This is a genomic window from Serratia fonticola, assembly GCF_001006005.1.
Classification (GTDB): Bacteria; Pseudomonadota; Gammaproteobacteria; order Enterobacterales; family Enterobacteriaceae; genus Chania; species Chania fonticola.
The window spans coordinates 3761256-3784723 of sequence record NZ_CP011254.1 but is presented as its reverse complement, the minus strand read 5'-3'; the positions used below and the strand labels follow the sequence as shown (position 1 = coordinate 3784723).

The window sequence follows — 23468 nt, the reverse complement described above, 5'->3', positions numbered from 1 at the left end:
CATGCATTCCTTTACCAAATTAAGCGTCCCCGCCGGCTGACTTCACCTCGCGGCATGGGGCTTTCCAGGAGTTACTTTTGCTGATTTTTGCTGCGTTGAACCCGGCCACCAAAGTCATTGATGGTGGTGTACTCAATATCAGCGATCCGCGAACTGTCACCGGTAAAGGCCAGCGTTTTTTCCTGGCCAGGGGCCAGCATGTCGCCATGCGGTGCCAACGTGACTTTCTTGCGATTGGCAACGGCATTGATTTCGGTGAAGGAGACATAAAACGGCGTGGGATTTTTCACTTTCACACCGCCCGCCACGAAGCTCCACTGCAGTTTTTCTGGCGCGTCATTGGCTACGCCGCTCAGGCCTTGCGGGCGATAGAACAACTTCACACGGGTTCTGAAGGCCACCTGCAGGAAGTTTTCTGGCGTGGTGTCGGCAGCTGCTCCGGTTGGTGCAGGGGGAATTTCCAGCACGTTCAACCAGAACAGAGATTCTTTGTCTTGCGTCAACGCCGTAGTGGTCAGCGAAACGCGCAGCGCCTGGCCGCCGTTGGGCTCAATACGGCTGATCGGAGGCGAAATAATAAAAGGAGCCTTGCTGTTTTCTGGCGTCGTTTCGGCGTTGCCCTCATCGATCCAGGCCTGGACCAGCGCCGGGGCGGTCCCATTGTTGGATAGTTGGACGGTCACTTCCCGCTGTTTGGCCGGATAAATAACGCGTGTGCCGTTCACAATAACGCTGGCAAAAGCGCTGCTGCTGAAAAGCACGGCCATCAGCAATACGCTGTATTTCTTAAACGATTTTTTCATTTTAATATCACTACTATAGAAATACAGCGGGGGAAAAGTTTCCACCCGCCAGAATAAATACCCGATGATTTTCACTCCCTGAAATTAGAGGCTATCAGGGCGAAAAAAATCGCCCCGAAAGGTCACAGGGAGGAAACAACATTTAACTAGAAAAGGGACGGGTAATAACTTATTGGTAGATGATGGTGTATTGTACGTTTGAGGTCACATCACCAGCGCCCGCCGCTGCGGTTGCGAAATATTCCGCATAGTAGTTCAGGTCAGCTGAATCACCTTCATTGGCAACGGTAACCCACTGGGAGTTGGCCTGTGCGCCGTTGTTGGTAGCAGCCAGAATTGGCAGGAACTGGTTGTTGCTACCCAGCAGCTGGATTTGCACGTTGGTCGCGGCGTTGGTTTTGGTTTGGTTATTCAAACGACCCGTTTTGAAATCAACGGTTGAACCTGGTTCGAAATAGGTTGCTACCTGGCCTTTAGAGCATTTGGTCAGGTTGATTGCGAATGGAGTACGGCCCGCAGTAGCGCTAACTGCATTCAGGGTAGAAGAAGATACGGTTGGCAGAGTAACGGTAAAATCTTTACCACCCGGGGTGCTGATAGTACAGGTCTGGTCGGTCACTTTACCGTTGAAAGTAATAGTACCATCGGCAGCCTGTGCTGAAAGAGAAGGAATGGCGGTGGCGCATACAGTCAGTGCTAATACAGCGGACAGCTTAGAGATTTTCATATTTTCGACTCTCGGTGAATTAATACATCCGTTAAGTACATTCAACGATGCTACTCCCTGTCAGGAATGAAGCCCGATGAATCCATTGCCCGGCGAAATATAGTCCAAGAACATTCTCATTGATAAATCGTTTAAAACATTCATAACGCCCCTCATGATAGGAAAAAACTATCAACAAATACATATCGATCGATGTTGACGATTTACCCAGTTCGTAATAATCTTAGTTCGTCAACTTTATCGGTCAAAAAATTCGATAAAACGCCTAAAAACCAGAATATAACTCTGTTAATGCGCTTTCAGCCATCTTGAACGCAAGCGTGTTCCCTCTGAAATTTCAATCTTTTAGAGGAATTTACCACCAGGTAAGATGATTCTTTCTTTAATAAGATTATTACCAATAAACAGCCATTTATTTCTTTGTTTATTGTTTAAAATCATACAGATAAATTTAAATCAAAGGATTGAGAAATGCGCAGCGCTTTTAACGATAAAAATAACGGCATTAATTATGTTTTCCAGCCTATGTTTGCCAAATCTGGGCAACTGCTGGCCGTTGAATGTTTATCGCGCTTCTCTTTCGATAGCGAATTTGCGCATTTCTCTCCAGAACAATTCTTTCAGCAGGCCGACAGGGAAACCCGCGTCGAGATCCTGCATCAACAAATTGAATTGATAGAAAAATACCGTGACTGGTTTCAACAACACCAAATCATTGCCACCATCAATGTCGACGACCATTCGCTGCAGGCGCTGGCAAACGGTGCGTTGGCCGATAAAATCCGCGCGATGAATTGTCTGCATTTCGAAATCAACGAAAACGCCAGCAGGCTGGTAAAAAACCGCGTCCATAACGACCCCTCTCTGAATAATTATTCATTTTGGCTCGATGATTTTGGTTCTGGCTATGCCGGGTTTTCCGCCTTGTATAACAGCCGTTTCCGCTTCGTTAAACTCGATCGACAACTGCTGTGGGACTTTATGAAAAAGCCCGGCGGTGAGGGGTTGATGCGCGCATTGTTGCGTTTTTTTCACCTGAATCATTACCGGGTGATTATCGAAGGAGTTGAAACGCACGAACAAAAAAAATGGCTGGACGAAATGCCTTACTATGCACTGCAGGGGAAGTTGTGGCAGGAATCCAGCATCAACGATTTAAATCAGCTGCTTGCTGCTGAATACTTTTAACTCATTATGGGTATCCCCAATATGTCTAAAAACAATGTCCTGGTGATTAGTGAGTGTAAGTACAGCTATGTCGGGCTTTCAATGCTGTTGAAAAAGCATTATGGCAAGTACGATATCAAGCTGTTTTCGGACTTTATGCACGGTGGTGCGAAGGCGGAGAAAATTATCAAGCATGATATTGCGTTGATTTTCACCTCGCAAAATCTGGAACAAAGCGTCAACGTGATCGAAAGCCTGGTGTCTGTGCATCAGCAACACATGAGCTCAACGCGTATTCTGGTGTTTTATGATGATGAGCGGGTGGCGAAACTGTTGACGATCCTGGGGATCTCGGTGGAACTGGTATCGGCGCGCATGCCGCTTTATTTACTAGAAGAAAAAGTGGAAAACCTGCTGGCGAGCGAAGAGTCGGGGCAATTGAAGGTGCAGAAAACCCGCGAACTCAGCCCGGCAGAAAGCGATGTGATCTTCAACCTGTTGCGCGGCGATAGTCTGCTGAACATTGCAGCCAAGCGCGGAACCCATCCGAAAACCATTTTTTCACAGAAATACAGTGCATTAAAGAAGTTGCGTCTACGAAATATGAGCACCATTTTCGTCGCTGGCAATTGAGCAACAGGGGCGGACTCAGCAATTGAGCGCGCCCCTTGCCGTACCAGAGACAGGATAACTGGCGGTCATCGGCACCTTTACTGGCTCATAGCGTCTTTCTTCATACCCTCTTTAGCCATGGAGTCCTTTTTCATCCCGTCTTTGGCCATAGAGTCCTTCTTCATGCCATCTTTGGCCATGGAGTCCTTCTTCACGCAGTCTTTATCCATACACTCTTTTTTCATGCCCTGTTTAGCCATCCCATCGTGCGACATCTGGCTCATACCGTCCTTTTTCATTGCGTCCTTGCCCATGCTGTCGGCCGCATTGGCTCCGGTGATACCCAGCATCAGTGCGCTACACATCATCATGGCAAATAACTTTTTCATGGTATTTCCTTTTCTTGGTTAACCGGCACGCGTCGTGCCATGAAACTGCATCGGCGGCAATCAACTACCGCCAAACCAGTTGTAGCCTTGGTCTTCCCAGTAGCCGCCGGGAAAGTGGTTGGTGACTTCGATCACTTGAATATGTTTGGGATTCTTGTAACCCAGCTTGGTGGGCATCCGCAGTTTCATCGGATAGCCGTATTTACGCGGCAAAATCTGCCCGTCGTAGGTCAGCGCCATCAGCGTTTGCGGATGCAACGCCGTGGCCATATCGATGCTGGTGTAGTAGTCGTCGGCACACTTAAAGCCGATGTAGCGGGCGTTAAGATCTGCGCCAATCGCTTTCAGGAAGGTGGCAAATGGCACTCCACCCCATTTGCCGATGGCGCTCCAGCCCTCCACACAGATGTGCCTGGTGATCTGGCTGATTTGCGTCATTTGATGCAACTGTGCCAACGTCCAGGGCTGCTTGTGCAGCACCAACCCCGCCACTTCCAACCGATAATCGTCGCCATTGATATCCGGCGCCTGATCCTCGCTATAGAAAGCATTAAACGGGAATGGCCGAGTGATCATCGATTCGGCATACTCTGGTGCCAGATGGTTGGCATTGAACAGCCAGCCCTGAACCCGATCGTTAAAGCGTGAGATGCGGCTCAAGGCCTGATCTACCTGAGCGTTATCGCTGAGATCGCAGCCGGTCAGCATCGCTACGCCCCCCAGGGTCAAGCCATTGCGCAGAAAACGGCGGCGTGACGACGATGCCAACTGGCGCGCTAACAGGCGCTGTGCCTCTTTAACGATATCCTGGCCTTCACTGAGGCTGAGAGGGGGTTTTTCCATTTTCATCGGTGTCTCCTTAGCGTCCACGCAACATGGCCAGCAACGTACGTGGCACCAGGGCCACCATCACCAGATGGATCACCACGAAGCCAACCAGCGCCGTCATGGCAAAAAAGTGCACATAGCGGGCCGCGTCGTAGCCCCCAAGCAGGGTGCGTAACAGGGGAAACTGCACCGACTTCCACAACACCAACCCAGAGAGCACCATCAGGACGCTAACCACGATAGCCACCAGATAGGCCACACGCTGCACCATGTTGTAGTGGCGCAGATCGGCATGTGACAACTTGCCGCACAGTGCGGCCCAAAGATCGGCCACAAACTGCCTGGGGCTGAGCGGCCAGAATTGTCGTTTAAAGCGGCCACTGAACAGGTTGATCAGCAGATAGCACAGGCCATTGATGCCAAACAGCCACATACCGGCAAAATGCCATTGCAGCGCGCCCCCCAGCCAACCGCCTAGCGTCAGCTCGTTGATAAAACTAAAGTTAAACAACGGGGAAGCGTTATAAATGCGCCAACCGCTGGTAACCATAATCAGCATGGCAAGTGCGTTCAACCAGTGTGTCAGCCTTAGCCACAGCGGGTGGATAAGGGTCTGTTTCGCCGTGATCATCGCTGCTCTCCTGCCCCGTATCGGTTCGATGTCGGCAGTATTCAACGGATTTGTTCCCCAAGACCTCACGCAAAGTTAAATAAAATGTGATCACTTCCAAGGTGGGGGTTGTGTAGACTTCAGGTAGGCCAGTTAACTGCGGTAGAGAAAATGGAAAAGGCAAAACGAATCTTGATCGTCGAAGACGACGGCCATATCGCCGAACTGTTGCAACTGCATCTGCGCGATGAAGGCTATGACATCAGCCACGCGGCCGATGGCAATCAGGGCATGGCAATGCTGGAACAAGGAGGTTGGGACGCGCTGATCCTCGATCTGATGCTGCCGGGCATCGATGGCCTGGAAATCTGCCGCCGCGCACGCAATATGACGCGCTATACGCCAATCATTATCACCAGCGCCCGCTCTAGTGAAGTCCACCGGGTGCTGGGGTTGGAACTGGGTGCAGACGACTATTTGGCCAAACCCTTTTCCATGCTGGAGCTGGTCGCACGCGTCAAAGCCCTGTTCCGCCGCCAAGAGGCGATGACCCGTAACCTTCGGATGGAGGCGGGAACGTTAAGCATGAACGGGCTAGTGATCGATCCCATCGCCCGCGAAGTTCTTCTAAACCAGCAAACGGTGGAACTGACACCACGCGAGTTCGACCTGCTGTATTTCTTCGCCCGCCACCCCGGCAAAGTGTTTTCCCGCCTCAGCCTGCTCAATCAGGTCTGGGGCTATGAACATGAAGGGTATGAACACACGGTGAATACCCACATTAACCGGCTACGGATCAAGATTGAGCGCAACCCGGCAGAACCCGAGCACATCCTCACCGTGTGGGGTAAGGGCTATAAATTCGCGGCTTCGCCGCAAGGGTAAATGATGAAAAATCTCACGCTGACACAACGCCTGACTCTGGTTTTCGCCCTGCTGCTGCTCATCTGCTGTTCGATCTCCGGATGGCTACAGGTACGCAGCAGCACGCAATATAGCCAGGCGGTGATCCAACGGCTTTCCACCAATCTGGCGCAGCATATTGCCACCAGCAACCCGCTGTTGAGTTCACAGGGCTGGAACGATCGGTCGGTGCATACCCTGTTCGATAAACTGATGGCGGTTAATCCGAGCGTTGAGGTTTATCTGCTGGATAAACAAGGCAATATCGTCGGCAACGCGGCACCTGCCGGGCACATGAAACGCCAAAAGGTCGATCTGTTACCGATACAGACATTGTTGAACGGGGCCGAAATGCCCCTCTATGGCGACGATCCGCGCAATCTTAATAACCAAAAAGTCTTCAGCGCCGCGCCGCTGCGGGTAAATGGCGAGATTGAAGGCTATTTGTACGTGGTGCTGCTGGGGGAAGATTATGATGCGCTGGCCAATAGCGCCCAGATCAATTCTGCCATTTATACCGCGCTGTGGTCGATGGGGCTGGTGGCGCTGTTCGGGCTGCTGGCTGGGGGCTTTGCCTTCCACTGGGTAACACGGCCGATCCGCCGTCTGACCCAGCAGGTTAGTGCTCTGGATAGCGACGGCATCGCAGCACTGCAAACCTATGCCAATACCCCTGCGGAGAGTCACAGCCGTGATGAGGTCAGCCAGTTGCAGCAGGCATTCCGCCGTATGGCGCAACGCATTACCGAGCAGTGGCAAACCCTGTCGCAACAGGACCAGCAACGGCGCGAGTTTATCGCCAATATCTCTCACGATCTGCGTACTCCATTGACCTCGCTGCATGGTTATCTGGAAACGCTGTCGGTGAAATCCGCCAGCCTGACACCCACCGACCGTCAACGCTATCTGGAGATCGCCCTGGCACAGAGCCGTAAAGTCGGGCGGCTGGCGCAAGAGCTGTTTGAGCTGGCAAGGCTAGAGTACGGCGTAGTGAAGCCTCAGAAAGAACCTTTCTCTCTCAGTGAGTTAGTGCAGGACGTATTCCAGAAGTTCGAATTGGCCGCCGAGGCTCGCCAACAGCGCCTGCTTGCCGATATTCAGCCGGGCATCCCCCAGGTGTTTGCCGATCTGAGCATGATGGAACGGGTGCTGACTAACCTGCTGGATAACGCGATCCGCCATACGCCAAGCGGTGGAGAGATTGAAGTGCGCCTGTGGCCGCAGGGTAATAAGGTGATGGTTCAGGTCAATGACAGCGGGCCTGGCATTCCCTTGGAACTGCGCCCAGATCTGTTTATCCGTCCGTCAATTCTCAACCATGCTCGCCGCCACGCAGGGGGTTTGGGGCTGATGATTGTCAAACGCATTCTGCAGTTACACGACAGTGACATTACGCTAGTGGATCAGCAGCATGCTGGCGCCTGCTTTCGTTTCTCCCTGTCGGTAATCTAGCTAAAGTGCCGGCAACCAGCCTCCAGAGAAGGGCTTATGGCGTGCCGGCACCCAGTATGATTTCCACCTGTTGCCCTCTTCGGCACAGCTATTTAGTTGAGCAACTCATAATAGGATAAGGCCCCTAATGTCGGCACTTTAACGACTTCATTGGCTGGTTCACCAAACTCCCTCTCTTGGCCTATCTCATCATTGACCACGTTGACCTGGTAAGGAATGAGATTGGGGATAATGGCATAACCGCGACTGTCGGTAACCACATCAACCTGCTCGGGGATCGTCGCATTGGGATGCTTTTTGCTATAAACCAGTGCGTTAGTGTCACCTAACGTTGGCCCTAGGGTAATCCCCGCCTGGTGGGCAACCAATGAACCTGAGCTGTTCGCCGAGTAAAGCGCATAGTTTGTTCCAGACTGGTATCTGATAGCCGATTCACCCGCAGCATAGCGGTAATTGGCACTCGCCTGATAACTTGCCTTGCTCTGTTTGCCCTTGCGGCTAGTCACCCGGTAGTTAAGGTTGTTATCTAAATGTCTACCGCTAACGCCAAGCTCAGTTTGATAGTGATCATAGGGGTTATAGCTGTATCCCAGATTCAGGCTGGTGTTATCAACCCCCATTCTCTTTAAGGGTATCCTGAAGGTAATACCAAACAGCATTTCATTTTTTTGCGTAGGGTATTGATAATAGGACAGGTCAAGGTCATAGGATAAGTTGACGGTGTTTTGCATAAACTTCAGCGAGTAGAACGTCCGCTTACCTTGATCTTCTTTGTATTTTTCCTGGTTGATATTTAACGACAAGCTCTGTGAGGTACCGATCAATGCGCTTAGCGAAAAATCAAAACCATATTCTTTTTTATAATAATCACAGCAATAATAATCTGTTTTAGCATTATACGCGTAATTATTGAAATCATTAAAATGAGGTTGCAGATAATACTCGCCATTTAACCTGATGCTGGCATTGGCCTTGTTGAAATTAGCCACATAGTGTAAACGCAACTTCTCACCATTCACCTGACCCTGCTCTGCCGATGTTATACTGCTGTACTGATGATTAAAGGTAACATCACCGAATTGATTGAGTCGCTGACCAATACCTAGTGAGTGGCTATAGTAATTTTGCGATATCAACGCGCCACCAAATAAAGAGCTTTGTGCAGTGAGGCCATATCCAGCGCCCCCCTGAAAGAAAATGGGGTTAGACTCTTCCATTCTCTCACTACTCATAAACTTGCCGAATGAGATATCATATTTCCACATATTCTTATCCAGGATATTGTCCAGCCGACTCCAGGGCACGTCATAATAAATGATGCTACCGTCGCTTTCTCTCACCGTCATGGTAATAGAACCCGACTTGTCAAACAGTTTGATATTTCTCAGCACGAAATCCCCGGTTTGAACCATCGTACGGTAAACCGGTTGGCCGTTCTGCCGGATCTCCACTTCAGCATCACTAGTGGCCACACCGTATACCCAAGGCAACACCGGCCCCTGTGACGAAGGAAACATATTATCGTCCGAGGACAATTTTATCCCGCGATAGGGGAAAGGATCCAGATAGAAAGTATTATTGTAGCCCTCACCAAAATGCAAGCGAGAGTTCATCTCGGGGATATCTCTTTCAGCATAGAGATCGGAAAACCTTATCCGTTGCTGTAGCATATCCTCATTATCATGAAACTGCCGTGATCTTAACCGCCAGTGTTGATAGTTGATGCCAGACTCTAACTCAACGACTAAGTTATCTTTTCTTTTCCTTCTGATATAACGCTCTCCATGATATTTTTTATAGTTAACATCATAGTTTATCAGGATAGCTGGAATACCCTCATCTCTATACTCGATAGCCAAGCGAGGATCGGCCTTGACCTCCGTCGACTCTAAGAATGTAAAAAAAAGAAAATTCACCTTATCAATTAAGGTAACGGTAATATTTAATGGATAAAGATCTTTAACTTTGATACAGCCGGTTTCTGGTACCTCACTCATGTTTGTTGGTGAGAGGATTTCCCATTCCATAAGCTTTTGTCTATCAAAGCACGGGAAACCGTCATCCGCCATGTCCAATTCAATATGACCTATATCCCGATCCCCTTGGGAGATATAAAAATACTCCCCTGCATTGGCAAACCAGGCTGCCATTAATAAACTAGGGAAAACGAATGAAGTTTTATTCATATTGTTCGGTGGGAATAATAGAATTTATAAAAATGCACCGGCAGTCATAATTAAACAGGCCGGTACATTATTATTTAATTAAAACAGTTTATTTACCTTCAACAGAAGGCAGAACCGCTTCCAATTTATCCAACTCACTCATCATAGCACGATAAACATAGAGTTTAGACTGAGCATGGCGCCCATCTAATTTGTTTGTTGCGCCAAGATCACGCAGCTTTTTGAGCAATTTCTGGGTATTGGGTTGGTTGGCATCGGCCTTGGGAATGGCGCTATATTCTGCAAAGAGATCCTGCCACTCTGCATCCCAAGCCTCTTGCTGGTTATACCCTGGCGTGATTGCAGTTCTGGTTTTAGCGGCAACTGAACTGCAGTACTTATGCGCGCCACCGAGTGTGCCATAAATAACCCAGAGAGGTGATTTAACCCTAGGATCATTGCCATATTGCTGGATATCACTGATGCACTTGGTAACTTCATTACGCATGCGTTGCTCTTGACTGCTGATACCAGCAAAAGCATTGGCTGAGAACACCAGAGCACCGAGCATTAAAAGCCCAATTTTACTTTTATTCATCTATATAGATCCTTCTAAAATAATTAATTAACAACATGAATACGCCGTTCTTAAAGGCAGAAGGACCTTAATTTATAGCATTTATTAAGACAATAAAATTCAGCTGAAATGTTTTACTTTCGGATCTTTCATGAGAAATTTTTTATTACAACCAGTAAATTCTCAAATTAACCTCGGAAATGATAATATTATCACGCTATTAATAATGCCAGGCCTGCTTGATTTACAACCAGCCGTAACGCGAAACAACGACCTACTTCGCTCACAAGTGATAAATATATATCGTTATAAAAGCGCCAAAATTAAGAGTAAACTTAGAAAAAAGGCGGCCTGCACTGATTTGGCCAGACCGGTTGACAGAGGAATTGTTTGAACTAGCGGAGCTGGCGTACCCTCAGAAAGAAGCCTTCTCTCTTAGTGAGGTGGAGCAGGATGTATTCCAGAAATGACAGTTTCATCCCAATATCGGGTTCTGAACGCCAACAGCAGCATCATAAAGCCAACCTGATTCAGCCCCAGCTTGCGCATAATATTCAGCTTATGGGTGCAAACGGTCTTATAGCTGCGCCCGATAAGCTGAGCGGCATGCTGCGCATTGGCTCCGCCAACCATCAACCCCAAGATACGCCATTCGCAACCTGATAATGGCAGCTGCCTCTGCGACAGCAACTGCCGCATCGCTGGGCTACGATAACTGGAAGTGGGATGGGCCGCCGAAATGGCTGCCAGCAAATAATTCACATTATCCCGCTTGGCAACTAATGAGAGGTGTTTTTGCGCGGCAAGCAGCGATAAAATATCGGGATTGATGATATCGGTGAAAACCACCAGGGACGCCTTTGGCCAAAGCTTACCGGCGGTCAACACGAATCGCACTACCTGATAAATGTCTTCGGTATGATGGTAGAGCTCCATAATAACCGTTTGCTGTTCGTTATTATGGAGTGACGAGACAATCTCTTTCAGGCTACATAGACGGCTGATTTTTTTATTTTTCGGGTCAATCAATGCTTGCAGGCCGATATTCACCAAAGGATGGGGATCAAAGATAATAAAAGTCTCGTTATAAAAGGCATGCATAATTAATTATCCCATTGAAAATATTATATTTTTTAGTTTATAAAATCCACCTGAAACCAGCGTTTCCTGCCGAACGGTCAATAAAATCTTGCTATTTAAATGCAACTTTTATCCACGTTAATAAACTTGTCGTTATAAATAATAAATTTCTGACCTTGTAGTTTGATACCCGGATGCGACAGCGTATCTCCTGGGCGTAAATATTCGGTGATCCCTTCTTCATCGGTGCTATCACAACCGGGTTTCAGCAGAAACTTAAAAAAGGTATTGCCGGTGTTTTTGAGCGTGCCGCGCTGCTTATCGAGTTGGTAGGAAAACCGGGTTTCACGTGGTCTGACAACCAGAATGGTATCCATCACCACGATCGGCTCAAGGTTGGCACCGGCTTTCCTGCTCTGCCCGCTGGTCAATAGGTTAGTCGGTACCTCGCGAAATGAGACGCGATAATAACGCTCTTTATTGTCCTTCGGCCCATGGTAATAGAACTTGTAATACTCCCCCTGTCCCGCCTGCAACGTCAGTTGTTTGGGGGCGAACAAAAGCTCACCCTCTGCCGGACGGGTTCGCACCTCTTGCTCCCCTGGCCGATCGATGGCACGAATGGAAACCTGATAAAACCGGGCGCTGGCGTTATTGTTCAACACCCGCTTGGCGACAAAGGACTGATCCTGATCCATCGCAAACGTCATGGTACCCACGTTGATCGCCCCGGCGGTAAAGGGCAGGAAGATTAGCCATAGCAGCAGAGTTTTCACATCATCCCCTTAATTGATATTGCGCCAAGTTGCCTCAACGTGAATTTCACCGGCGGCATGCACATCGCCATACCAGGCGTTACCTTCCACCGTTTTCAGCGAGATAGGATCGTTCATCGGGATCCTGAACTTGACCTTGGTCTTGTTCATCACCCCCACGTCACCGGAAATATCATTCCATGGGGTGCTGCTCCATAGGGCGTTGGTCATATCGTGCCACTGGCTGTCACAACCGGCATCAAACACCTGCTCCGTCCCGGTGCTGGTGGTGATACTGAGCTGGGCCGGGAATGGAACCTGCGTAGTATTGTCTGGAGAGGAGAAAATACAGTAGTTGATCCCCCGCAGTGACTGCGTTGGGCCAGTCGCCATCACCCTTACCTGATCGGCATTGGTCTTGGCGCTGGTGGTCACAATATAGCCAAACTCCAACGGTGGCTCTGAGGGGCCAACATACCCTTCCCGATGCGGGCTGTTATCGAAATCCTCGGAAATAATGCTGATACTGAAATCACGAGGCTTGATGATCAGTTGGTTAGAAGTCGAGAACTCATACCATCCCGATTCCGGCGAGGTGATGTTCTGGAAACGGAAGTTAATCAGATCGTGCGTGCCGCCGTCGGTGATCCCCAGTCTGACCATCTGTTTGAAGAAATTACTGGCAAAAAATACGTAAACGGCATTGCTGCTCTTCAACTCGTTAAACGTATAGTAGCTGCCGGTACCCGAGGTATTTTTCCAACTGTTGCCATTCAAACTGAATTGCAGATCGGCCGCATTAACCGCCGATGACAGTGCGGCATGGTTGATCGACGGAAAAATATGGATCGAGGTGTTACTGACGCTGCCATCCGTTTGCAGATCGTAGCTGACCATCTTGCACATGATACCGCTGCGGGCACCGACGGTTTGGTTGCGGCAGTCCGCATTACCTTCACCGATGATCGGTATCCCATCACTGTTGACGAACACTTCCGATACCGCATTGGTATTGATAAAACGCAGGTGTGCCGCCTTGGCATGGGTGACGGTACGTCGATACCAGGTGCCACGGGCCTGATCCTGGCAGCGTTCGCCGTTGCTGGCATTGTAGACAACGTTGGTCTGACAACCGTTGATCTGCATGCTGAACGAACTACCCGTTCCCATCTGTTTCAGGTATTGATAAAAACTCGGCGACATCATGCCATGCATCCATTTTGCCCCGCCGGAGGTGACGACTGCACCGTAAAACCCTTTTTCATCAGTGGTTTCAGGCAAGATCAGACTGGTATCCATATTGCAGCCGGCATACCAGTTGATGCAACGCAAGCCAAGGAATGGGCTTTTAATAGGCGCATTTTCCAGCCACATATCAAAGCGGTTGTTAGCCGTCAGCAAATAGTTATAGCCATTATCGACGTAGCCCAGGCTCTGCTGGTAAATGGTGCCGGAACCACCATATTTCAGGCCGGTCCATTTATTGGCACCGGTCAGACGCGGCTCGAGCCCCCCTGCCGGGGTTACAAAGAAGTTATCGTCCGCATTGTTCTCAACAAAGACAAACTTCATCGTTGCGGCATCTCCCAGATTGGTCGGGTTCACCGCCTGCGCCGGGGCGATGCTCAGCAGGCCGCCAATCAACAGTGCCAAACGTATGTTATTAGCCTTCATTGCTCATATCTCCTGGTTGGCTCACTTTGGCGTAGGACTTCAAGCCGCGGCAAACCACGTCGCCGACCCAGACCGCACCCTGTGCCTTGCTCAGATCCAGCGCCACCTCACAGCTTTGATTGTGGCGGTAGGTAAAATCGATTACCGGGAATTTCTTATCCACATCCATCACGAACTCCCCTTTTTCATCCGTACGGGTACGCCCGATATGGTTGTTGATATTGGCGTTGGCCAGCAGCGTGCCGTCCTCGGCCTTGATACGGCCAAATACCGTGACCATCTGTTTGATTTGCGGTTCGATGACCGCCACGTTGCCCGGGTACAGCGTCAGGCTGTTCTTACGATTGGTGACGATATCGAAGCTTTCCGCCGAGTTTTTGTTGTTCATCAGCTCCACGACATACTGACCATAAGGGGACAGTGGCAGATAGTTCTTGTCGCCGGTCAGCTTTACGACGCGGCCATCCACGCGCGCGGTCAGCATGCCTTCATTTTCCAGGCCGGTATTGATAATGATCCCTGAGTTACCTTCATTGCGCCCGCTTGCCGCGATATGACGCCCCTGCCAACCGACGCTACCGTTAGCGGTCAGGCTGGTATTCACGTAGCCGTCTGCGGAACTGCTAACGTTGACGGTGCCGGTAGAATACTTGGTGTCAAAACGGGCGTAGGCGCCGCCGTTAAAGCTGTTATCCCCGTTGGTGTCCCCTGAGATTGCGCGCGATAGGTTTGCCCCCACGGTACGGATCGGCCCATCGGCGATCTCTTTACGCGCCGCAATATTGGCCGTGGTGTAGCCGTTCTGGTTAGAAACCCCGGCGCTGAACCAATTGCCCAGCGGCAATGAGAAATCGAGCGCAATGTACTTACCGGTATTGCCGCCGGAATGACCATTATTGTATCGCTGTACCCCGGCACGTATGCCCAGCGTGCCGTAACGGCCGGTGAACAGATTCTGGTAGTAATCTACGTTGTAGTAATGGCTGCTATTTTTCTTGTCATCGTTATAACTGACGCTGAGCGTGCCGAGGTGAGGCACAATCGCCCCCAAGTTCAGCGAGCCGCCGATCGCCCGGTTATGGGCATCGTTTTGGCGCAGTTTGTTGCCGATCACCGTTTTTTCTTCGTTGGCCCACAGCGTACTGAAACCGCCGGGCAGCGTGGCGCTCACAGTGTTGATCAGCGTCCAGGATCGGTCTGTGGCTACCATGCTCTGCGTGCTAACCTGCACCGCATCGATGATCGGTATGCTTAAACGGCCTTCCGCCACCGAAGTGCTGTCCAGGGAATAGCCGGACAGCGCCCAGTTAAAGCGAGACAGGTTGCCAGAGGCTGAAGCCCCCAACAGGTAGCTATCTTTAGCCTCAGCGAAGCGATCGTTGTCGCCACGCCACTCATCCATACGCACCATGCCGCCCCAATACTGCCAGAACATCGGCGCACCCGCGGCGTGCAGCGGACTATAGAGTTTGTTAACCCGCTGCATACGGCGGTTGATCACCTGACCATTGACGATCACCTCAACCTGCACATCATAAATACCAAAAGGCAGCGTGCCGGTATCCACTTCGTGGTTACCCATAGAGAAATTCTGTACGCTGAGCAGGCGGCCATCACGTGACAGGTGAACTTCACCCGCCGAGGGGAAGAAGGCGACAATCGGCGTTAACGACTGGCTATTATCAAACACCGTCGAATTGGCCCGGCTGCCATAGGACATGCCGTAGATTTTGCTCGAATTGATGGTGGTCACTGGCCCCAGCGATTGCAGGTTCCAGCTGTCGAGCATGCCTGCGGCAAAGCGTCGGCCAGCGAAGTCACGCTCATACATCAGCTTATACAGCGTCGAATCCTGGTTGCTGCTGCCAATCCCATAGACAGAACCGTTCACTTCCACATGATGCTCACGCAGAGAGGTGACGTTATTCAGCGATAAATAGCTGGAGGTAAAACCTTCACTGGCTTTGGTGCGGTTGTCGTAAACGCCCAGGTTATAGGCCAGCGTGCTGCTTATCTCATCAACACTCGACGCACCAATATCGCTGGCACGCTCACGCAATACCGTACCCAAGGCTGATTGCTTCACTACCAATTGCAGGTTCAACTGGCGGAAATCCAACGCCAGCCAGGCATCATCCGACAGCGTAATGCGTTGCTTATCATCAAAGTTGGCGTCATTGAGCGCATTGAGCTGCTTGGTGATCGCGGCGGTCAGCTGTGCGCCACCCTCGTTATCTTCCAGGGTAATTTCGCTAATTTTCAGATGATTGTCATCAAGCACCAGCAATGCGCGCCCAATGCGTTGGTCGTCTTTCAAGGTGTTGTTTTGTTCAAAATGCAGCAATAACGGGATACTCATCCCCTCACGCAATGCCATGCTGAAAGTCTGGGGGATCAACACGCCATCAATTTGGGTTAGCCCGGCGGCAAGTGCCGACTGCCCAGGGATCATCACGGCCGGGATAACGCTCATCCCCACCGCTACTGATATCTTGAGTAATGCACTATCCAGTGCTAGTTTCACGTCTAACTCCTTGAACTATTATGCATTCCTTTACTGCAACATCCTGTGGCAGCCCAACTCGGTGTTATTTGACTTGAATAAATTGCTCTCCATACCAAAGCGCAACGTGGCTTTTCTTATCATTGATATCCACTTTTGACAGACCACGATCTTTACCTGGCATGACAAAGTAGTTTTCCTTGCAGCTGCTGCCTTCTTTCTTATTCTTGCAGGGGCCGTAGGCCACCATTTTGAAGGTGGCGTTGCCGGTATTGGCGACTTTGTTATTGGTAAACTGATGATTAAAATTAACCTGGCGTGGCGTAACGACTAAAATGGTGCCAATACGCGCCGAGGTGGTGGCCACGCCATTGCGTTTGGCGGTATTCTGCCCCGCATCCGTTAATGCCTGATCGAACCAGACAATCCGGTAATAGCGTTCTTGATTATCTTCTGGGCCCTTATAATAAAAACGGATCACGTCCCTGGCGTTGGCTGGCATCATCAGGCTGGCCGGTGACAACAGCATTTCGTCTTTCGTCGCCATCGGGATCACCACGCCGGATTCGGTCGGGTCGGAAATCCTTTCTATTTTTATATTCACCAGCCGGCCGCTATCCGTTGTATTTTTAATTTCTTTACTTAGCGTCGCGCTATTACTGGGCATAAAGGAACTGACCGCGCCAACATCCAGCGCCAAAGCGCTATGGCAAAGGGACAGCAACAGGGGAATAGAAAAATAGAAACGATTCATAGCGGTATTCCAAACTCTTTAGCTGACAAAAACAGGGGGTTTCCCCCCTGTTAAAACGCATTACTCTGGGGAAATGATTATGCGGTAGTCCAGGTAGCGTTGAACTCTACGCTCACGTCGCCACTCCAGATACCTTCAGGCAGGGTGCTGAAATCAGTCACAGCAGTTGCGCCATCAGCCGTTGCGCCGATGATGGTGAAGGTGAACTGATCTTGTGCACTGGTACGAACAGCTTTGTCGTAAGCGCCAGACAGTGCGCTCAGGTTGCCACCCAGAATACCGGCTTTAACATCGATCATAGGGGTTTCAGCGGTTTTCTCTACGGCAGCACCGTTATAGTTAACGCCCACTTCCAGGGTAGAACCAGAGGTATCGAGCTGAGTCAGAGTGTTGGATACCAGCTTGGAGGTCAGTTTAAAATCGGTGGCGGTTCCTTCGCCCTCGATAGTCACGTCGAACAGACCTTTCTGGCTGTTGAAGCCTTTGATGCCTTCAGCATATTGGAAAGACAGGCTGCCGATTGGCGTCACAACCAACTTGCTGGTGGTATCTTTCTTGGCAGTGGCTGACCAGGTAGCCAAGGCTTGTGCGGTAACGTCTGCTGCCTGAGCGGTGCCCACTACTGCGAATGCTGAAACGATTGCCAGAGCAAGTGTGATCTTTTTCATGGTAAAACTCCCTAAGTTATAGATTTCTATTGTCCGTTAAATGTGCCGATCTTTGTCATCTCCACTCACTCCGGTATTGCCAGTTGCTAGCGGGATAACGCCAAGTGTTGATAAGCAACGTGAGTATGCCTCTCGTCCCACCTGGCGAGAAAAATCTTAACCCAAACCAATCTTAATATAATCATTAACTATTAAATGTGAAATATTTAGATTTAAATCCTGTTATTAATCTTTTTAATACCAGATTAAGGATAAAAAAACCGCACACATAAAGTGAGTAGCAGAATAATCCTAGATTAATTCGATCAACCATTAACCCGTTTATGACCACCGTTATTCAGTAACCTTTCAAGTGAAAAAATCAGCCTGTACATTTAAAACTTGTCAGTTAAGGCAACCCATTTCCCCTCACCCCAACCCTCTCCCAAAGGGCGAGGGAGCTGGTACGGTGCCGTGTTCAGGTACGGAGGTGAGCTGCGACAGGGTTGATGCAAAGGCGGAGTGCCGTAATAAAGTTCGGTCCCTTCTCCTTTTGGACTAGGGAGCCATTACGCTGCCGTATTCAGGTGCAAAGGTGAGCGGCGACAAGGTTGATGCAAAGGCGGAGTGCCGTAATAAAATTGTGCACATTCTGTCCCCTCTCCTTTTTGGGCGAGGGAGCTGGTACGGTGCCGTGTTCAGGTGCGGAGGTAAGCTGCGACAGGGTTGATGCAAAGGTGGAGTGCCGTAATAAAATTGTGCACGTTCGGTCCCTTCTCCTTTTGGACTAGGGAGCCGTTACGCTGCCATGTTCTGGTGCAGAGATGATCTGCAAAAGAGTTGATGCAGAGGTGATCGGCAAAAAGGTTGAGTGCCGTAATTACATCGTGGCACGTTCGGTCTCCTCTCCTTTTGGGAGAGGGCTAGCGTGAGGAGCATTACTGTTTCAGGGTAGTCAGCCAGCGGAATAATAAGGGGGATAAATCACTGCAGCGATCGTACTTGAGGGAAAATAACGTTAGTAAAGTGGTTAAATCTCAGGCCATGATGTTCTGGCTGTCGGTCGGTCGTTTATCCCGCCAGCCAATCATCATTATTCATTTAAAGGGAGGATTCGCTTTCCAGACCAGAACAAAGTTCAATCTTATGTTCTCGCAAAATCTTGCAGCGGAGAAAAAATAGCCGTGAGATGCCAGAAATGTACGACTTCACCTGATTGCCACGCATCAGTAACAGGTATTCATCCGGTTGGCATTGGATTTTTTGCCTTGCCACCTGCACCAACACATCATCGCTGAATGCCGGATCTGCCCGAACCGTGGAGTTCGACATAAATACCGCACAGTTACCCGATTTGCCCAGATAGCTCTCTTGCCGGATGCTTGGATTGAAAATATAGAACGTGATGCCGGCCAACACCACACACACAAAGCCCACTATCCCCCAACCATAGCGCAAGGAAGCACGTGAAAACACCTTGCCTACCACCACGGGTATGGTTTTAGCGGCTGATACCGGCGGTTCGGCATCAAGGATCGGCGTATCCTTTTCATCCTCACAAGACACAATCTGGATTTCGCTGTGCAGCATAAAACCCACCTTGGGAACCGTGACGATCACTTCCTCATCAATTCCCAGCGCCTTGATCACTCTACGTAACTTGCTCACGCACTGGTTAAGATTATTGTTACTGGAAATCATCCCATAATCATCCCACACCTTTTTGAAGATCACTTCACGGCTCACAGCATCGCCCTGGTGGACAATCAGTAACTGTAGCAAGCGCTTGGATGGGTTGGAGATGGTGACAGTATCGTCAAACAGATCGCTCAAACTCAGCGTTCCGCTATCGACATCGAAGATAATACGGTCATTAAGTTTATATTTCATTATATTCACGACTTTCACTATAAAAACAGACAGCCCAGGCATTAATCGTTAATAAAATCATTTAATTGAAATTAAAAAAAAAAGCCTGCGTGAACGTTTTTATCGCTAGTAAATAGACCGCGGGTAATTGTCATTAACTGTGGCATTTTTCCTTCTCCCTGGAATAAGAATTTTCTCATGACCAAAACAAAGATTATCGAAACACGCTGATTATTGATATATTGATTCGTTAAATTCCATAAGGTTAGATTTTTATGCTGCCAAAAATATGTTTTTAGAGAAAAACTTCACAAAAACACCTTGCCGAGCCTATTTTAATGTAAAAATATCGCAGATTTAACCATCACTAAGATCTTACAGGGCTGGGAAAGTCGGTGTTTTCGGCTAGCATTGATAACCTTTATCGTTTAAATCAATGGTTTTAACCTGCCACACTGCCAGATAACTGCCTTAGCATGACACTGGCTTTACATAGCGATATAACCTGGTGTTACCCATACTCATTAGGATGTAGACCAGCACCACATTAAGGTGGATCCTTAAAAATAACTTATTAATTTTTTATGGGTAAATATTATGTGGTAGCAGGCTGACGGTGCCACTGACTGGTACCTGGACGTGATGGAATTATTGCAGTTCAATACTTGGTATTATCTGCTGTGGAGAGTGCGGCCACGATCTGGGCAGCGATAGCCACCCCGATGTTTATCAGATTCGCGGGATTGAAGGTCACGGCACCGCAGTAAGCAACGTAATATTTGCCTGCATAATCGCCTCACGCGCCGCATCCGGCAGGTGATCGTCAGTGATGATCACCTCAAAGACCGAAATCGGCAGCGCCAGATAGGTGGCCACCTTGCCATATTTGGAAGTATCACTCAGCAAAATGCGGCGGCGGCTGGCCTCAACGATGGCGTTTTTCACCACCACCTTATCCTCGTTCGGAGTAGACAAACCCCGCATGCTCCATGAAGAAGCAGAGATAAACGCCAGATCGATAAACAGATTACGTAAAGCCTGAGCCGCAGCGGCCCCCACGCAGGAACGGTTTTCCCGGCATACCGTACCGCCGGTGTGGATCAGCTTGCACTGGCTGTGTTCGAGCAAATAGGCGGCGATAACAAAATCGTTGGTCACCACGGTGATATCGTCACGGTCGCCGAGCTGACGAGCCAGGGCCAACGTGGTGGTGCCTGCGTCCAGATAGATGCAACTGTTGGCCGGGATCTGCCGCGCGGCCAGTTGCCCAATAGCGGCTTTCTGCTGGCTGAACATCCCTTCCTTATCCTGATGCGAAGGCTCAATCGCCACGCGCTCGGCCGCCTGTACGCCGCCGGAGACGGACAGTACACTGCCCTGCTCTTCCAGTTTTTGCAGATCGCGCCGGATGGTCATGTGCGAGACCCCCAACCTTTCGGTCAGTTCAGCTATGCTGACTGCGCCGCGCTCGGACACCAGCGCCAAAATTTGTTGGTGGCGTTCAACAGGTATCACGGTTTCCCCCCCTCAGACTGCGATGATAATAATTGTGATTTTACGTCAATTTTCGTGCGACGGCAGTAAAGCTTTTCAGGCTGTGAAGCCGGTCATAATCATAAAAAACATTTAAAAGCATTATGTTAGCAAGAGTAACCGTTTTTGCGACCGTCCGTTGTATTGTTAATAATTGTGAAGGCGATCACCGATATCCGCGCCAATAACGCTTACATTTAACACATCAAAACAAATAATCACTAAAATTAACAGAGGTGCATCATGGCACAACCAGGAAACTACGCAGTTTGTATCGTCGGTTTGGGTTCAATGGGCATGGGCGCGGCAACATCCTGCATCAATGCCGGGCTGACTACCTATGGTGTCGATCTCAACCCACAGGCACTGGCAGCGCTACAACAAGCCGGTGCCAAACAGGCCGCCACCAGCGCAGCAGACTTTGCAACCGAACTGGATGCGGTGCTGCTGTTGGTGGTTAATGCCAACCAGGTAAAACAGATCCTGTTTGGGGAAAACGGCCTGGCGGCACAGTTGAAACCGAATACGCCGGTGATGGTGTCATCCACCATTGCGGCTGCGGATGCCAAGGAGATCGAACAGAAACTGTTGGCGTATAACCTGCCGATGCTGGATGCCCCGGTTTCCGGCGGTGCAGCCAAGGCAGCGGCTGGCCAAATGACCGTGATGGCCTCGGGCAGTGAGAGCACCTTCGCCCAGTTGCAACCGGTGCTGGATGCCGTGGCCGGGAAAGTGTACCGCATCGGCGACGAGATTGGCCTGGGTGCAACGGTCAAGATCATCCATCAACTGTTGGCAGGCGTACATATTGCCGCCGGTGCCGAAGCGATGGCGCTGGCCGCTCGCGCCGGTATCCCGCTGGACGTGATGTACGATGTGGTCACCAACGCCGCAGGCAACTCCTGGATGTTTGAGAACCGTATGCGCCACGTGGTCGATGGCGACTACTCACCAAAATCTGCAGTAGATATCTTCGTCAAGGATCTTGGGCTGGTGGCCGATACCGCCAAAGCGCTGCACTTCCCGCTGCCTTTGGCCTCCACGGCGTTCAACATGTTTACTTCCGCCAGCAACGCAGGTTTCGGCAAGGAAGATGACAGCGCAGTGATCAAGATCTTCGCCGGGATCGAACTGCCGAAGAATAAGGAGAACTCATAATGTTACTCGGAGTGATTGCAGACGACTTTACCGGCGCCACCGATATCGCCAGCTTCCTGGTGGAAAACGGTTTGCCTACGGTCCAGCTCAATGGCGTGCCGCAGGATGATACCCCTGTCGACTCGCAGGCGGTGGTGATCAGCCTGAAATCGCGCTCCTGCCCGGTCGACCAGGCGGTCGAGCAGTCGTTGCAGGCTTTAGCCTGGCTACAGCGCCAGGGTTGCCGCCAGTTCTACTTTAAATACTGTTCCACCTTCGACAGCACAGCCCAGGGCAATATCGGACCGGTTACCGATGCCTTGCTCGATGCGCTTGGCGAACAGCAAACGGTGATTTCTCCTGCGCTACCGGTAAATGGCCGCACGGTATATCAAGGCTATCTGTTCGTGATGGACCAGTTGCTGTCGGAATCCGGTATGCGCAACCATCCGGTGACGCCAATGACCGACAGTAATCTGATGCGGCTGATGGAGGCCCAGGCCAGCGGCCGTTGCGGGCTGGTCAACGCAGTAGAGATGGATCGTGGTGCCGATTCGGTGCAGGAGAAACTGCAACAGTTGGCGCAACAAGGTGTGCGCTACGCGGTATTGGATACTCTGAACGAACAGCATCTGCTGACCCAGGGCGAAGCGCTGAAAACCATGAAGTTGGTCACCGGAGGTTCAGGGCTGGCGATCGGCATTGCCCGCCAATGGGCGCAGCCAGGTCAGGAAAAAGCTCAATCAGCCGGAGCGCCACAGGGGAAGAAAGCCGTGGTACTTTCCGGCTCCTGCTCCACCATGACCAACAAGCAGGTAGCACGCTACCGCCAACAGGCTCCAGCACAGAGTATTGATGTCTCGCGCTGCATCACAGCAGGCGATCGCAGCGCCTACGCAGCCGAGCTAAGCGCTTGGGTAGAACAGCAGGCCGAACAGCCACTAGCCCCGTTGCTGTACGCCACCGCCGAACCGGAGCAACTGCAAAAAACCCAGCAGCAATACGGCACCGAAGCCGCCAGCCAGGCGGTTGAAGCCCTGTTTGCTGAAGTGGTTAAACGCCTGCAACAACAGGGTTTCAGCCGCTTTATCGTCGCCGGTGGTGAAACCTCTGGCGTGGTCACCCAGGCATTGGGGATCCGCGGCTTCCATATCGGCCCATGCATTTCTCCAGGCGTGCCTTGGGTACGCGCAATTGAACAACCGGTATCACTGGCCCTGAAATCGGGCAACTTCGGCGATGAAAACTTTTTCGCCAGAGCACAAACGGAGTTTTCAGTATGA

The 23468-nt window shown here is 50.4% G+C and carries 21 protein-coding genes; 6 read left to right on the top strand and 15 right to left on the bottom strand.

Annotation, left to right across the window (positions count from 1 at the left end):
* Positions 1-71: 71 nt before the first annotated feature.
* Together WN53_RS16885 and WN53_RS16880 are read right to left on the bottom strand one after the other, a co-directional pair.
* Complete coding sequence (locus WN53_RS16885; RefSeq protein ID WP_024484530.1) at positions 72-803, bottom strand: fimbrial biogenesis chaperone; 732 nt, start codon at positions 801-803, stop codon at positions 72-74.
* Between the two features lie 169 nt (positions 804-972).
* Complete coding sequence (locus WN53_RS16880) at positions 973-1530, bottom strand: fimbrial protein (protein WP_037412058.1); 558 nt, start codon at positions 1528-1530, stop codon at positions 973-975.
* A gap of 471 nt (positions 1531-2001) precedes the next feature.
* On the opposite strand from WN53_RS16880, the gene WN53_RS16875 reads away from it, so the two are divergent.
* Both WN53_RS16875 and WN53_RS16870 read left to right on the top strand, forming a co-directional pair.
* The gene (locus tag WN53_RS16875) at positions 2002-2718 is read left to right on the top strand and encodes an EAL domain-containing protein (RefSeq protein WP_024484532.1); all 717 of its coding nucleotides are present in this window, start codon (positions 2002-2004) and stop codon (positions 2716-2718) included.
* A gap of 21 nt (positions 2719-2739) precedes the next feature.
* Positions 2740-3330 carry a helix-turn-helix transcriptional regulator gene (locus tag WN53_RS16870; protein WP_024484533.1) on the top strand — a complete coding sequence of 197 codons (591 nt, stop codon included), beginning with the start codon at positions 2740-2742 and terminating at the stop codon, positions 3328-3330.
* Between the two features lie 77 nt (positions 3331-3407).
* Here WN53_RS16870 and WN53_RS16865 read toward each other — a convergent pair whose 3' ends face one another.
* From WN53_RS16865 to WN53_RS16855, 3 genes are read right to left on the bottom strand one after another with little or no spacing between them, the layout of a single operon-like run.
* Complete coding sequence (locus tag WN53_RS16865; protein WP_024484534.1) at positions 3408-3698, bottom strand: pentapeptide MXKDX repeat protein; 291 nt, start codon at positions 3696-3698, stop codon at positions 3408-3410.
* Positions 3699-3758: 60 nt separating this feature from the next.
* Positions 3759-4547, bottom strand: a complete 789-nt coding sequence (locus WN53_RS16860) for a molybdopterin-dependent oxidoreductase (RefSeq protein ID WP_024484535.1) — start codon at positions 4545-4547, stop codon at positions 3759-3761.
* A 10-nt stretch (positions 4548-4557) separates the two neighbouring features.
* A complete protein-coding gene (locus WN53_RS16855; protein ID WP_024484536.1) occupies positions 4558-5157 on the bottom strand; it encodes a cytochrome b/b6 domain-containing protein in 600 nt (199 codons plus the stop codon).
* Positions 5158-5307: 150 nt separating this feature from the next.
* Here WN53_RS16855 and WN53_RS16850 point away from each other — a divergent pair, with 150 nt between their 5' ends.
* Both WN53_RS16850 and WN53_RS16845 read left to right on the top strand, forming a co-directional pair.
* Entirely contained in the window at positions 5308-6021 is a 714-nt protein-coding gene (locus WN53_RS16850; protein ID WP_024484537.1) for a response regulator transcription factor, read from the top strand.
* Positions 6022-6024: 3 nt separating this feature from the next.
* Positions 6025-7491: a HAMP domain-containing sensor histidine kinase gene (locus tag WN53_RS16845; protein ID WP_024484538.1), complete on the top strand. Its 1467-nt coding sequence runs from the start codon at positions 6025-6027 to the stop codon at positions 7489-7491.
* A gap of 92 nt (positions 7492-7583) precedes the next feature.
* Here WN53_RS16845 and WN53_RS16840 read toward each other — a convergent pair whose 3' ends face one another.
* The 10 genes from WN53_RS16840 to ygbI form a co-directional block, all read right to left on the bottom strand.
* The gene (locus tag WN53_RS16840; RefSeq protein ID WP_080949241.1) at positions 7584-9677 is read right to left on the bottom strand and encodes a fimbria/pilus outer membrane usher protein; all 2094 of its coding nucleotides are present in this window, start codon (positions 9675-9677) and stop codon (positions 7584-7586) included.
* A gap of 88 nt (positions 9678-9765) precedes the next feature.
* Positions 9766-10254 (bottom strand): hypothetical protein, encoded by a 489-nt coding sequence (locus WN53_RS16835; RefSeq protein ID WP_024484541.1) that lies wholly within the window; start codon positions 10252-10254, stop codon positions 9766-9768.
* A 414-nt stretch (positions 10255-10668) separates the two neighbouring features.
* Positions 10669-11283 (bottom strand): LuxR C-terminal-related transcriptional regulator, encoded by a 615-nt coding sequence (locus WN53_RS16830; protein ID WP_244887724.1) that lies wholly within the window; start codon positions 11281-11283, stop codon positions 10669-10671.
* Between the two features lie 146 nt (positions 11284-11429).
* Positions 11430-12089, bottom strand: coding sequence for a fimbrial biogenesis chaperone (locus tag WN53_RS16825; protein ID WP_037412060.1), 660 nt, complete (start codon positions 12087-12089; stop codon positions 11430-11432).
* A gap of 9 nt (positions 12090-12098) precedes the next feature.
* A complete protein-coding gene (gene ecpD, locus WN53_RS16820; RefSeq protein ID WP_024484544.1) occupies positions 12099-13742 on the bottom strand; it encodes a fimbrial adhesin EcpD in 1644 nt (547 codons plus the stop codon).
* Positions 13732-16215 (bottom strand): fimbrial biogenesis outer membrane usher protein, encoded by a 2484-nt coding sequence (locus tag WN53_RS16815; protein ID WP_046808118.1) that lies wholly within the window; start codon positions 16213-16215, stop codon positions 13732-13734. The genes ecpD and WN53_RS16815 overlap by 11 nt, the downstream gene beginning before the upstream one ends.
* 115 nt (positions 16216-16330) lie before the next feature.
* On the bottom strand, positions 16331-16999 hold the full coding sequence (locus tag WN53_RS16810) for an EcpB family pilus assembly chaperone (RefSeq protein WP_024484546.1): 669 nt from the start codon (positions 16997-16999) through the stop codon (positions 16331-16333).
* A gap of 77 nt (positions 17000-17076) precedes the next feature.
* Entirely contained in the window at positions 17077-17667 is a 591-nt protein-coding gene (ecpA, locus tag WN53_RS16805) for a common pilus major fimbrillin subunit EcpA (protein ID WP_024484547.1), read from the bottom strand.
* Positions 17668-18747: 1080 nt separating this feature from the next.
* A complete protein-coding gene (locus WN53_RS16800; RefSeq protein ID WP_024484548.1) occupies positions 18748-19536 on the bottom strand; it encodes a winged helix-turn-helix domain-containing protein in 789 nt (262 codons plus the stop codon).
* Between the two features lie 729 nt (positions 19537-20265).
* Positions 20266-21030, bottom strand: a complete 765-nt coding sequence (gene ygbI / locus WN53_RS16795; protein ID WP_024484549.1) for a DNA-binding transcriptional repressor YgbI — start codon at positions 21028-21030, stop codon at positions 20266-20268.
* A gap of 261 nt (positions 21031-21291) precedes the next feature.
* On the opposite strand from ygbI, the gene ltnD reads away from it, so the two are divergent.
* Both ltnD and otnK read left to right on the top strand, forming a co-directional pair.
* Positions 21292-22206 (top strand): L-threonate dehydrogenase, encoded by a 915-nt coding sequence (gene ltnD / locus WN53_RS16790; RefSeq protein WP_024484550.1) that lies wholly within the window; start codon positions 21292-21294, stop codon positions 22204-22206.
* Complete coding sequence (gene otnK, locus WN53_RS16785) at positions 22206-23468, top strand: 3-oxo-tetronate kinase (protein WP_024484551.1); 1263 nt, start codon at positions 22206-22208, stop codon at positions 23466-23468. The genes ltnD and otnK overlap by 1 nt, the downstream gene beginning before the upstream one ends.

Coding starts and splice junctions, on each gene's coding strand:
- WN53_RS16845 (WP_024484538.1), top strand. CDS start 6,025: ATGAAAAATCTCACGCTGACACAACGCCTGACTCTGGTTTTCGCCCTG.
- WN53_RS16850 (WP_024484537.1), top strand. CDS start 5,308: ATGGAAAAGGCAAAACGAATCTTGATCGTCGAAGACGACGGCCATATC.
- ltnD (WP_024484550.1), top strand. CDS start 21,292: ATGGCACAACCAGGAAACTACGCAGTTTGTATCGTCGGTTTGGGTTCA.
- WN53_RS16800 (WP_024484548.1), bottom strand. CDS start 19,536: ATGAAATATAAACTTAATGACCGTATTATCTTCGATGTCGATAGCGGA.
- WN53_RS16865 (WP_024484534.1), bottom strand. CDS start 3,698: ATGAAAAAGTTATTTGCCATGATGATGTGTAGCGCACTGATGCTGGGT.
- WN53_RS16835 (WP_024484541.1), bottom strand. CDS start 10,254: ATGAATAAAAGTAAAATTGGGCTTTTAATGCTCGGTGCTCTGGTGTTC.
- WN53_RS16840 (WP_080949241.1), bottom strand. CDS start 9,677: ATGAATAAAACTTCATTCGTTTTCCCTAGTTTATTAATGGCAGCCTGG.
- WN53_RS16875 (WP_024484532.1), top strand. CDS start 2,002: ATGCGCAGCGCTTTTAACGATAAAAATAACGGCATTAATTATGTTTTC.
- WN53_RS16870 (WP_024484533.1), top strand. CDS start 2,740: ATGTCTAAAAACAATGTCCTGGTGATTAGTGAGTGTAAGTACAGCTAT.
- ecpD (WP_024484544.1), bottom strand. CDS start 13,742: ATGAAGGCTAATAACATACGTTTGGCACTGTTGATTGGCGGCCTGCTG.
- WN53_RS16855 (WP_024484536.1), bottom strand. CDS start 5,157: ATGATCACGGCGAAACAGACCCTTATCCACCCGCTGTGGCTAAGGCTG.
- ecpA (WP_024484547.1), bottom strand. CDS start 17,667: ATGAAAAAGATCACACTTGCTCTGGCAATCGTTTCAGCATTCGCAGTA.
- WN53_RS16885 (WP_024484530.1), bottom strand. CDS start 803: ATGAAAAAATCGTTTAAGAAATACAGCGTATTGCTGATGGCCGTGCTT.
- WN53_RS16810 (WP_024484546.1), bottom strand. CDS start 16,999: ATGAATCGTTTCTATTTTTCTATTCCCCTGTTGCTGTCCCTTTGCCAT.
- WN53_RS16815 (WP_046808118.1), bottom strand. CDS start 16,215: ATGAGCGTTATCCCGGCCGTGATGATCCCTGGGCAGTCGGCACTTGCC.
- otnK (WP_024484551.1), top strand. CDS start 22,206: ATGTTACTCGGAGTGATTGCAGACGACTTTACCGGCGCCACCGATATC.
- WN53_RS16860 (WP_024484535.1), bottom strand. CDS start 4,547: ATGAAAATGGAAAAACCCCCTCTCAGCCTCAGTGAAGGCCAGGATATC.
- WN53_RS16880 (WP_037412058.1), bottom strand. CDS start 1,530: ATGAAAATCTCTAAGCTGTCCGCTGTATTAGCACTGACTGTATGCGCC.